The organism is Candidatus Brocadia sapporoensis, assembly GCF_001753675.2.
GTDB classification, from domain to species: Bacteria; Planctomycetota; Brocadiia; order Brocadiales; family Brocadiaceae; genus Brocadia; species Brocadia sapporoensis.
The window spans coordinates 1-11,739 of sequence record NZ_MJUW02000070.1; the positions used below are offsets into that span (position 1 = coordinate 1).

Annotated in this window: 9 protein-coding genes, 1 tRNA gene and 1 riboswitch; of the genes, 4 read left to right on the forward strand and 6 right to left on the reverse strand. The window is 42.6% G+C overall.

What is annotated here, in order from left to right; translation table 11 throughout:
* Positions 1 to 163: 163 nt before the first annotated feature.
* Positions 164 to 239, reverse strand: a tRNA-Ala gene (locus BIY37_RS05920).
* Between the two features lie 401 nt (positions 240 to 640).
* Between BIY37_RS05920 and leuS the strand changes: the two genes are divergently transcribed.
* On the forward strand, positions 641 to 3,142 hold the full coding sequence (gene leuS / locus BIY37_RS05925) for a leucine--tRNA ligase (protein WP_070066920.1): 2,502 nt from the start codon (positions 641 to 643) through the stop codon (positions 3,140 to 3,142).
* A 237-nt stretch (positions 3,143 to 3,379) separates the two neighbouring features.
* Positions 3,380 to 4,120: a hypothetical protein gene (locus BIY37_RS05930; protein ID WP_070066921.1), complete on the forward strand. Its 741-nt coding sequence runs from the start codon at positions 3,380 to 3,382 to the stop codon at positions 4,118 to 4,120.
* 70 nt (positions 4,121 to 4,190) lie between these two features.
* Here the strand turns inward: BIY37_RS05930 and gcvH are convergent, their stop codons facing one another.
* From gcvH to BIY37_RS05955, 5 genes are all read right to left on the reverse strand, one after another.
* A complete protein-coding gene (gcvH, locus tag BIY37_RS05935) occupies positions 4,191 to 4,583 on the reverse strand; it encodes a glycine cleavage system protein GcvH (RefSeq protein ID WP_070066922.1) in 393 nt (130 codons plus the stop codon).
* The gene (gene gcvT / locus BIY37_RS05940) at positions 4,580 to 5,689 is read right to left on the reverse strand and encodes a glycine cleavage system aminomethyltransferase GcvT (RefSeq protein ID WP_070066923.1); all 1,110 of its coding nucleotides are present in this window, start codon (positions 5,687 to 5,689) and stop codon (positions 4,580 to 4,582) included. Before gcvT ends, gcvH begins: the two co-directional genes overlap by 4 nt.
* Positions 5,690 to 5,704: 15 nt before the next feature.
* Positions 5,705 to 6,076, reverse strand: a complete 372-nt coding sequence (locus BIY37_RS05945; protein ID WP_070066924.1) for a YkgJ family cysteine cluster protein — start codon at positions 6,074 to 6,076, stop codon at positions 5,705 to 5,707.
* Between the two features lie 503 nt (positions 6,077 to 6,579).
* The gene (locus BIY37_RS05950; protein WP_070066925.1) at positions 6,580 to 7,737 is read right to left on the reverse strand and encodes a tetratricopeptide repeat protein; all 1,158 of its coding nucleotides are present in this window, start codon (positions 7,735 to 7,737) and stop codon (positions 6,580 to 6,582) included.
* Positions 7,738 to 7,894: 157 nt separating this feature from the next.
* Entirely contained in the window at positions 7,895 to 8,959 is a 1,065-nt protein-coding gene (locus BIY37_RS05955; protein WP_070066926.1) for a hypothetical protein, read from the reverse strand.
* A gap of 474 nt (positions 8,960 to 9,433) precedes the next feature.
* A riboswitch (SAM riboswitch) is annotated at positions 9,434 to 9,556 on the forward strand.
* 200 nt (positions 9,557 to 9,756) lie between these two features.
* On the opposite strand from BIY37_RS05955, the gene thrC reads away from it, so the two are divergent.
* Together thrC and BIY37_RS05965 are read left to right on the forward strand one after the other, a co-directional pair.
* Positions 9,757 to 11,007, forward strand: a complete 1,251-nt coding sequence (gene thrC / locus BIY37_RS05960; RefSeq protein WP_070066927.1) for a threonine synthase — start codon at positions 9,757 to 9,759, stop codon at positions 11,005 to 11,007.
* 71 nt (positions 11,008 to 11,078) lie between these two features.
* Positions 11,079 to 11,360 carry a MoaD/ThiS family protein gene (locus BIY37_RS05965; protein ID WP_070066928.1) on the forward strand — a complete coding sequence of 94 codons (282 nt, stop codon included), beginning with the start codon at positions 11,079 to 11,081 and terminating at the stop codon, positions 11,358 to 11,360.
* The last annotated feature ends 379 nt before the right edge of the window (positions 11,361 to 11,739 follow it).

The following is an 11,739-nucleotide window of genomic DNA, read 5'->3' on the forward strand; positions in this document are numbered from 1 at the left end:
CTCAAAGAACAACAGGGACGCTCTTTCGCAATTCCCTAACCGGACAATGCTGATTCTAACATGGTTTTTAACAAAATGATGATTGGAGCTGACTACAATATGGTTACGGTTGCGGAAAAGGGTGAAGAGTGAAGTGTCAAATGCCTGCGACTATTGATTTTATTGGTGGAGCTGAGGGGATTCGAACCCCTGACCTTTTGAATGCCATTCAAACGCGCTCCCAACTGCGCCACAGCCCCACCTAAACAACCCTAACCATAGAAGACAGGAGAACCCGGAGTCTTTTCCGTTTTCTCCGTGGTTATTGGAAATTATCCCGTAATTGTTCATTAGAACAATAACATGACGCATAGGTATTGTCAAGGCTTTTCGGTCTGAATTTCGATTGATTCAGGATGAAATTTTGATAAAATTCAACTCTTCTGTTTTGAATCTATTCAGAAGGATTTGTAAAACAAGCAGGTATTCTTTAACGTAGAGAATTTTAATCTTTTTTGATCGTTCCTTTACACACCCCTGCCCCTTTTTTTAGAGGGGAAAATAGTGGAGTTTCTTTTATCAAGGGAAGAATCAGGGATGTGTAATAACACGTCATTGAGGGTTTGTCTTTTAAACCCGAGCTAATTTTAAGGAAATTTAAATGGCAAAGAGGGAATACAATTTTACTGACATCGAAGGTAAATGGCAGGGATTTTGGGAAGGTTGCGGATTATTCCACACCGATGAGAGCAGCAGGAAGGAAAAATTCTACTGCCTCGTCATGTTCCCCTATCCATCCGGCACCCTGCACGTCGGCCACGGCAGGAACTATATCATCGGTGATGTCGTTGCGCGGTATAAGATCATGAAGGATCACAACGTCCTTTCGGCCATTGGCTGGGACGCTTTCGGCCTTCCCGCAGAGAATGCTGCCATGAAGGGCGGTATCCATCCTGCCATCTGGACGAAGAACAATATCAAGACCATGAAGAAGCAGCTTCACCGGTGGGGTGTTGGGTATGACTGGAACAGGGAGATTACCTCCTGTGATCCCGATTACTATAAATGGACACAATGGATTTTTGTGAAACTTTATGAGAACAACCTTGCCTATAAAAAGAAGGCCGCTGTAAATTGGTGTCCGTCCTGTGCTACCGTACTGGCCAATGAGCAGGTCGTGGACGGTTGTTGTGAACGTTGTGATACACCGGTACGGCAACGGGATCTTGAACAGTGGTTCTTTCGTATCAGTCAGTATGCCCAGAAACTGCTGGATGACCTGTCTCTGCTAGAAGGCTGGCCTGAGCGGGTCAAGACGATGCAGGCAAACTGGATTGGCCGCAGCGAGGGAGTTCGGGTCGCTTTTACGTTAGAAGGCTCAGACAAAACGGTACCCTGTTTTACCACACGCCCCGATACCCTTTACGGGGTAACCTTTATTTCTTTAGCGCCGGAACACCCCATCCTTCAGGAGTTGATTTCAGGTACCCCGCAGGAAAAAGCGGTAATGGATTTTGCAGAGAAGGTGCGCAACCAGGAGATGGTGGAACGAACTGCCGAAGGTACCGAGAAGGAAGGTATGTTTACGGGCAAATACGTCATAAACCCCATCAATCATGACAAGGTACCCGTCTGGGTAGCTAACTACGTCCTTATGGAATACGGAACAGGGGCTGTTATGGGAGTACCGGCTCATGACCAGCGGGACTTCCTCTTTGCAAAGAAATATAAGCTGCCCATCAAAATTGTTATTCAGCCTGAAGACAATAAACTAAACGCCGACACGATGAAAGAGGCGTACGTTGATGGTGGCATACAAGTAAATTCAGGAAGCTTCAATGGATTGCCGAATACAGAGGCGATAAACAAGATTACCATACACCTCGAATTCAAAGGGCTTGGCGCAAAGGCCGTGACCTATCGGCTGAGGGATTGGCTAATCTCCCGACAACGTTACTGGGGAGCTCCTATCCCCATCATCTATTGTGAGGAATGTGGTACGCAGACAGTGCCGGAATCACAACTCCCTGTGATATTGCCCGAAGCAGTAGCGTTTCAGCAGCATGGTATGAGTCCTCTGGCGGAGGTGAATTCCTTTATCAACACCGTTTGCCCAAAATGTTCAGGAACGGCACGGCGTGAAATCGACACGATGGATACGTTTGTCGATTCGAGCTGGTATTTCCTAAGGTATCTTTCGCCGAAGGATGACTGTCAACCCTTTATTACCAAGAAGGTTAATAAATGGCTACCCGTGGATCAGTATATTGGTGGGGTAGAGCATGCCATCCTTCATCTTCTTTATTCACGGTTTATAACCAAGGTACTGTACGACCTTGGTTATATCAATTTCAAAGAGCCTTTTCGGCATCTTTTTACCCAAGGCATGATTATCAAGGACGGCGCAAAGATGTCCAAGTCCAAGGGTAATGTGGTAAGTCCTGATGTCCTCATCGATAAATACGGGGCTGATACCCAGCGTCTCTATATTCTTTTTATTGGGCCGCCTCAGAAGGATGCAGAGTGGAATGACCGCGGGGTAATTGGCGCGCATCGCTTTCTCAATCGCCTGTGGCAGAAGATTGTTGAATATGAAGACATCTATGCCCGGGTGCAACGTATGAACACTGATATGAGCAAACTTTCTCCGAAGGCAAAGAACCTTTACCGGCAGACGAACCAGACGATTAAAAAGGTCACGGAAGATATGGAGACTTCCTGGCATTTCAACACAGCAATTGCCTCTGTGATGGAGTTATTAAACCATGTGGATACGTTCAACGTCTCCATACCAAACAATGCTGCGGAAGCGCTTGATTTTCACATCTTTCGTCACACTATGGAAACAATCCTTTTGCTCATGTCCCCCTTTACTCCGCATATCTGCGAGGAGTTGTGGGAAGTTATGGGGCACAAGCCAAGCATCTTTCGTCAACCATGGCCTGTATACGACAAAAATGCAATTCAAGAGGAGGTCGTAGAAATTGCCGTTCAGATTAACGGTAAAATCAAAAATCGTTTGTCAGTGCCCGTCGGTATAGATGAAGATGAGTTGAAAAGCCGTATACTGGGTGATGAACGCATTGCCGGGTTTTTAAATAGTAGGGAAATTATGAATATCATTGTCGTGGCAGGGAGATTGGTGAATATTGTGGTGAAATAAAAATAACTTTTGCGCAAAGAAGATCCATAATTTTAAACTGGGAAAAAGATTCCTATCCCAGGAAAGAGACAGGGAGTGTTTACTATGTTTGCCAGATTCGAACTGTCTCGACATAAATACGTTAGATCAGAAAATACAAGGACGGTATTTTCAATTGGGTTTGATAGCTTTTGTCGTAAGTGTTCGGGCGTGCGATTCCGTGTTACCGGTGTACCATATTTTTGTGGATGATGATACATGAAACATTCTCATTGGCAACTCTATTTTGGTTTGTCCCTGGTTGCGATATCTGCGTTTCTTTATTTTATCCATTATGAAATTTTTCAGGATGCGCATCATGTCTTTATTTTCCTGCTTGGGGATATTGCGTTTGTCCCGGTTGAGGTACTACTGGTTACGTTGATTATCCACCGATTACTTAGTGAGCGTGAAAAGAGCACCGTTATGAAAAAACTAAATATGGTTATCGGGGCTTTTTTTAGTGAGGTGGGAACCAATCTCCTGCAGCATTTTTCTCATTTTGACTGCCACTTTGATAAGATCAGGGAAAATCTTGTGGTGATGAACAGTTGGTCAGAGCAAAAATTTATTAGCACAAGCAAAAGCTTGAAAAGCTTTGACTATAGCATGGATAGCCAAAAAGGTAATTTGGAAGAATTGCGGAATTTTCTTATAGAAAAAAGGGATTTTTTATTACGGCTTCTGGAAAATCCTAATTTACTGGAACATGAATCATTTACAGAACTTCTGTGGGCAGTATCTCACCTGACGGAAGAACTAGCTGCAAGGGCAGATGTGAGAAAGTTATCAAACGCTGATTATGCACATCTTTCCAGCGATATAGAGCGGGCATACATGGTACTCATTTGCGAATGGCTGGAATATATGAGACATTTAAAGGCCGAGTATCCGTATCTCTTTTCCTTTGCCCTGAGAACGAATCCTTTCGACCCAAATGCAACACCTGAGATCAGGTAAGTAATCTCTGAAATGCCCTCTGTCTCTTTATCCGTACATTTCAGGTATTTTTAGTATCGGAACTACTCCATTACGGCGCTGGTTCACAGATAGCCTGGTATTGGGCTTGACTTAAAAGGGCGTTAAATTCATTCGGGTCTGATATCTCGATGTGTAAGAACCATCCCTCGCCGTAAGGGTCTTCATTTACCCGTTGTGGTTTTTCCTGAATCTTTTCATTGATTTTGATAACTTTTCCCGATAACGGGGAGAAAATATCATAAGCAGCCTTTACGGATTCTACCACGGCGCAAGCCTCTCCTGCCTTTAACTCTTTTCCTAATGAAGGCAATTCAACGAAGACGATATCCCGGAGCTGTTCTTGCGCATGGGCAGTAATACCCATAATCACTACGCTTTGACTTATTTTCTTTACCCATTCATGTGTCTTTGTATAAAAGAGCTCATTTGGTATATTTGTCATATATGGCATCCTATCATATTTTTACTTTTGTAAAAAGGAGTATCTACCACACGTGCAAGATAATGAGTGTTCCGGATTTGGATTTGCAGCTCTTCTCCAGCTTTGGCAAAGGAGGACCTTATCATACATAAGCCGATGTTCTTATTCGTGGATGGGCTAAAGGATCCGCTGGTAACTTTTCCCACGATCTCATTCCCTTTTACCACAGGATAACCGTTGCGGGGGATACCCCGGTCTATCATCTCAATGCCGGCCAATTTCCTCTCCATGCCTTTTTCCTTTTGCCGCAACAAGGATACTTTACCTATGAAGTCGTCTTTATCGAACTTAACCGTCCAGTCAATTGTTGTCTCAAGGGGGGTTATGGTTTCATCCATATCATTGCCATAAAGCAGAAGACCTGCCTCCAATCGCAGGGTGTCTCTTGCACCAAGGCCGACAGGTCCCAAACCATCCGGGCTATTTTTATCCATAAGCAGATTCCATATATTTGCCATGTTTTGTGCATTCGTAAATATTTCAAAACCATCTTCGCCCGTGTATCCAGTCCTGGAAATGATAATTTGTACACCGTCCCATATGAAATCGGTGAAGCAAAACCGGTTCAGAAAACTAAATTCTCTGTTAAAGGTATTTTCAAGTATAGGCAGGGAGCGGGGTCCTTGCAATGCAATAAGGGATACCGTATCTGTTAAATCCCTTATTTCCAGCCGCGGATAGGGAACTGCTTGCTTTTGGAACCACAAGAAATTCTTTTCTCTATTAACACAATTTCCTACCAGCATAAAACGGTCTTTATGCCATTTATAGACAAGGATATCGTCAAGAATCCCGCCGTGTTCGTTACAGACGGGGGTGTATAGAACTTGCATGTCTTCAAGTTTGTCCGCATCATTGGTGATAATGTTTTGGATAAATGGGAACGCATTATCCCCTGCAACCTCAAATCTTCCCATGTGAGATATATCAAAAAGTCCCGCATTATTTCTTGTCCTGTGGTGTTCATTGATGATGGTATCGTATTGGAGGGGCATGACATAGTCATGGAAAGATACCATTTTTGCATGAAACTTGAGGTGGATATCATAAAGCGGCGTTTTCTTCATGATTACGAAACATCATTATTCATCGTCATATTTGTAACCGCAGGTAGGTTTGAGATGGAAGAAATAATCGTCTTCATTATAAGGGTAGAGTGAGCACATGAGCGGTTTCTGATCGTACACCTTACAGAGAGAAAGACCATTTTTGTCGTATTCAAGATGCTGACATTTAAAAGATGCCTGGCAACAACGTCCACAACGCAGGCAATTACCCTGTCGCCTTTTTAATGAAGAATGAATTTCCTGTTTGTTGAAAATATAATTCATTCTTCTCCATGTCTGTAACAGGATTGCTGAGCAGAAGATATCGATCTTCTGAGCTACCTGCTGCGTCTTTTGTATAATATGATTAATCTTTTTTGTTTCAAGCTTACTGATTAACTCGGCCATGAATTTTTACCCTTTTTGAGATTAATAAATAAAAAAGCCAAAATAAACAACCATATTCTCATAACAAATTTGTAAAGTTCAGTCAAGATAAATGCCACAAACTCAACACTCTGGTACAACCATTGGGAGTCATCTGGCAGAAAATTTCAAAACAATATGCATTTGCACTTAAAAGGCTCTATAGTATTACCCTATAAAAATTTTTTTGCAACGTACATGGTCTCCCGATACACGCATGAGAAGACCAATGCGGAAATTCAGACATATAAAGCAAAAGAGATTGAAGAAAAGTATCGGAAATTATCAATGATAAATTAGGTATTGTTGCAGCCTCACACAGGTTTAATACAGGCAAAGGAACACGTGGCTCAAGAAAGCAATAGGTTCCGGGAAAAAATATCGAGTTTGAAGATCGGAAACATGCAAGGAAATTGAAACCCGTGATTCGTTCCCCTGTTCTGGAAAAAAGCAAGGGGCAACCGTTGGTTATTATTCGGTCGTGATTATTTATTTGACTCCTTTAATTTTTCATACTGGTTAAACGATTTCCTGGCCTCTTCTTTCAGCCCCTTCTTTTCGTAAAGAGCGCCAAGGACATTATAAATGTCTATGGTCTCCGGCTTGATTTCCAGTACTTTAGAATATTCATAAATAGCTTCATCTAGGGCGCCCTTTTGTTCATAAATACGGGCAAGCACAAGATGGAGCGTCGAATATTTCGGATTGATTTCAATAGCGCGTTTCAGAATTTTAACAGCATTATCCGCCATATTTTCTTCGGTATATACGATTGCAAGACAGAGGTATGTCTTGAAATTATTTTTATTTAAGGATAGTGCGTTCTCCCATAGTTCTATTGCTTCATTATGTTGTTTATTATAGTAAGAGATGAGACCCATCTCAAAATAGGTGTCGGGCTTTAATGCGATATTCATTTCTTCGATGCGTTTTAGTTTGTCTTTTATCGTAACTAGTTTTTTTACTGCGTTGGCATCCAACATCCGGCTTTTGGTTTCGGAAAGGATGATAGAAGGAATTAACGCCTTTTTCCTTTCCGACACAAGCATTTCTTCCAGCATTTCTTTTTCTTCTCGGATAAAATCTGTTGTTTCCTTAAGCGTTGACTTCAGATTGAGATTTTTGTCTTCCAGAAGAGAGATCTTTTGCTCCAGCGTCGTGATTTTTTGTTCATAATCACTCTTTACCTGGAGCTCCTTGGAAGCATACTCCTCCTTCATCCGGTTTTCCAATTCCTCGACCTGTTTTGTGTGCTCCACCACCGGAATATACTCACTCCGGTAGGACATAAGTCTTTGTTCATATTCATTTATCTTATCATCGTAAGAGGATTTCGGTACATATTCAGTGATTATTTTTTTTTCGTAAGCATCCACAGCATTTTCATAGATTTTTTTTTGTTTGTCACGAATAAATTTTAGAGACTTTATTAATTCATCTTTTTCTGCAAGAAGAGTATCATAGTAAGGCCTTTCCTTAAAAAACCAGTAGCAAAAAAGCGCAACTGCAGAAACAGCAAAGGTTGTAATAAGGATAAAAGAGAGCTGCTTGTCCGTTTTGATGAAGGTATTTTTTGAAAAATCGGAAACTACCTTTTTGATATTTTTGAGATGCGTCAGTATGTTCTCGTAGGGCAATTTCATCTGGCAACGCTCCTATGCTTGTTGTTTCTGTTTCAAACTTACAGTCGCAGACTTCAGTCTGCGCCATGGTTTGTGTGCAATACTCAGTCCATCATTTTTGTGCGGGCAAAAGTCTTTGACTACCTTAGCATTATGCCCTAAGTTATACGAAAAACGATTATCCAACCTCAAATTCGGTTACCGGTGATGGCTCGTGCGATAAGTTCCCGGCAGGAAGTTTTTTAAGGATGAGTCTGTCCACCTCTTCCTGGCTAATCGGAGTAACTTCTATGAACCTTTGCGGAGTATCATTTTTTGCCTGCCGTACGGAGACCTTTAAGGAAGGTAAATCGCCTGACTTTCCATACCTCGCCGTGATTCGTGCCCCAAGGTATATATTTTCTTCAGTGACCGTACCACGCAAAAGGGTAAGAGGTCCTGGCATATCGACCAGACTTAACAGCAAATCTCCTTCGTGTGAGAGGGATTCTATCCTGATATTGTCCTCTTCATTTCTCCCGACAATGGCTTTCGTGTTCGGGTCAAGCCTGAAATGTCTTCCTGCTTTTAAAAGGTTAACGTCATTTACATCGGCGTCACAGGAATTGACCAGATCTCTCATGCGGTGGGCAAATTCCGGGTCGGTGAGCAGGCAACCGCCTGCAGAACAGGGATAGTCTTTGATTTGAAATACGTCGGCAAGCTGTATCTGATCTTTCCGGGATCGGCCACGGATATGAAGAAGTTGCTCTCTATCCACAATTCCCATTTTTTCCGGGATGGTAGGTTCCAGGTGCTTGGCGCACAAAGGGCGCAGGACGAGCCCGGTAAGATTTGCCTCTTTGTCAATGATCTTCATGGCTTCCTTCCGTTGAGACATCGGCCTCTGCCCTAACACCTCACCCGTGATAATAAAGTCCGCACCGATTTCCCGCATGTATTCGCCGGCGATGCGAAAGATATTAATCCGGCAATCGATGCAGGGATTCATATTTTTCCCATAGCCAAACTTCGGTTTTTTAACAAGTTCAAGAAACCGTTCTGTAGTGTTAATAACCTTAATAGGAATTCCAAATTTTTCTGAGACCTTTACTGCTTCAAGTTTACAGCTTCCGTGCGACGTGCATCGACAAAATACTGTAACAAAATTGAGTGCAATCACTTCGATCCCCTGTTGCTGGATAACACGGATTGCCAAGGTGCTATCTAAGCCACCCGATAATAATGCCAATGCTTTTGTCAATAGTGAACTCCTTTAATGACAACGAATTTCCGTTCCCGAACATCAGATAATAAGTTTTGAAATTTTAAACCATTCTATAGTTATCTTTCAAATAAAAAATGGAATTTAATTGTATAGGAATTTTCATTTCATTTAAGCGGGTTACGGGATGCCACCGACAAACTCTGTCTGTCCGTATGATATATTCCCAATACATGGGTATATTTAAACACCATGGACAAATAAGGACGAAGTCCATGCCACCCTGTAACTGAAGACACAACTTGTTCATTACAAAACGCGGGAATAAAAGACGAATGAAAGATCCGATAAAAATTTCATATGATTATAGCGCTAAGCAAACGCAAAAATATCTGTGGAAAAGGACGCAGCTCGGTTATGGTACGAAGAAAGGAGACCGTAGGGTTGGTTTTACCTTCAAATAATTCATTGACAACACCCTGACTTATCATTACAATATGATTAAAATTTATTGTCTTATCGAGAGTGGCAGAGGGACTGGCCCTGCGAAGCCACAGCAACCGGTCTTGTCCAGCTAATAGAGTGGACGGGATGCTGGTGCTAATTCCTGTCTCGTGATTTGGGAAAAGATAAGATGGGTGCATAAAAAAGCCTCTTCCTATCTTATATGTATAGAAAGAGGCTTTTTTATTTTGTTCTTCAGAAGGCTTGTGGAAACAAGCGGTAGTCCGTAACTTCCGGGTTGCATTGTTTTCTCCCGGATTTTGTACCGGCTACTACCGTTGCTGTAAGCCGGAGAGAACCACTTATTTAGCACCATAAGACGGAGGCGATAGATGGGATTTGTAAAAGGTTTAAAATGTCGGGAGTGCGGAAAGCCATATCCAAAAGAGCCGCTACATGTCTGCAGCTTTTGTTTTGGTCCACTGGAAGTTGATTACGATTATGAGGGGATCAAAAAGGTTTTAACCAGGAAAGTTATTGAGTCCCGCGGCAAAACTATGTGGCGATACCAGGAACTGCTGCCGGTTGACGGAGAGCCTACGGTAGGCGCCCAGGTCGGTTTTACACCGCTTGTCAGAGCAAACAACCTTGCCAGGGTCCTTGGGGTTAAGGAACTGTATGTGAAGAATGATTCGGTAAATTATCCCACGTTCTCTTTCAAAGACCGGGTTGTCTCCACTGCCCTGACGAAGGCAAAGGAATTCGGGTACAAAACGGTTGGATGTGCTACTACAGGAAATCTGGGGAATGCGGTAGCTGCCCAGGCGGTACAGGCGTCTCTGGAAAGCTACATCATCATGCCGGCCGATCTTGAACAGGGCAAGATTGTTGGTACATTGATCTACGGCACCAACGTAATAAAAGTCCGGGGAAACTATGATAATGTAAACAAACTGTGTTCAGAGATTGCAGACAAATATGGCTGGGCAATTGTAAACGTGAATCTGAGACCTTACTACGGAGAGGGCTCAAAGACTTATGGATATGAGATCCTGGAGCAACTAGGATGGAAAGCGCCAAAACATATCATTGTTCCTATGGCGGGCGGTTCTTTGATAACCAAGATAGAAAAGTCCATTAAAGAATTTGTAAAACTGGGGCTTATTGATGGAGCGGATACCAAGCTTCATGGAGCACAGGCAAGCGGTAGTGCACCAATAACTACTGCTGTTAAACAGGAGACGGATGTAATAAAACCCGTAAAACCCAAGACCATTGCTCAGTCAATTGCCATTGGCAATCCTGCAGATGGTTATTATTCGGTGAAGTCTATTAATGTATCCGGGGGATGGGCGGAAGATGTAACCGATGATGAGCTTGTGGAAGGCATTAAATTACTTGCCAGGACGGAGGGTATCTTTACAGAAACTGCTGGTGGCGTGACGGTTGCGGTTACCAAAAAACTTATTGAACGGGGCAAGATCCCGCCCGAAGAATCCATTGTCATCAGTGTGACTGGCAATGGATTAAAGACCCAGGAGGCGGTGCTGGATAAATTAGAAGTTCCGAAGATTATCAATCCTTCTCTCTCTGAATTTGACGCTATTATGGATGAAAAGATGGCTGTGGTAAAAAACACGTAATTTGAATTTCATAGCGAGGCATTGCCTCAGACTGACAAAAGATTAACACGAACATTTGAAGGGAGCAGAACATGGCAGTAACGGTACGCATTCCAACCCCATTGAGAAGCCTTACCAAAGGCGCCGATGTGGTAAATGTGGAAGGAAAGAATATTAAGGATGTTGTAGAGAATCTTGAAGCAACCTATACGGGGATTAAAGAGAGGATTTGTGACAACAATGGCCAGATCAGAAGGTTTATTAATTTTTATCTTAACGACGAAGATATAAGATTCATGGGTAACCTTGATACGCCAGTGAAAGACGGAGACCATATCTCCATAGTGCCTGCCATTGCCGGTGGGAATTTATAAATATATCAGAATCAAACATGACCTAATGGTCAGAAGAACCTTAGGTTGCACTCATCAAACGAATTGAGATCTCTGATTTTATAAGGGTGGCGTACAAACAGGCTTGACTTGTCCATGATTCCGCAAGGGATCTTAACAGGCTGTCCGAGAATGTGGCGTCCTGGTTTTCTTCATGAAGCCATAAAAAATGGGTCAATGCGGTTGCGAAACAGAAGTTCAATGATATAATAAAACTTAGTGAAATCTACGCATCAAAACTACACCAAGCAGTTAAAACTTTTCATTGAGTCACCCATTGTACCGTAAGAAGGTGAAGAGAAGGTGAAGGGTCACCCATTAGAAGGCTTTTGTCAAGCGAAAAAAATTCTCTCTAGCAAAA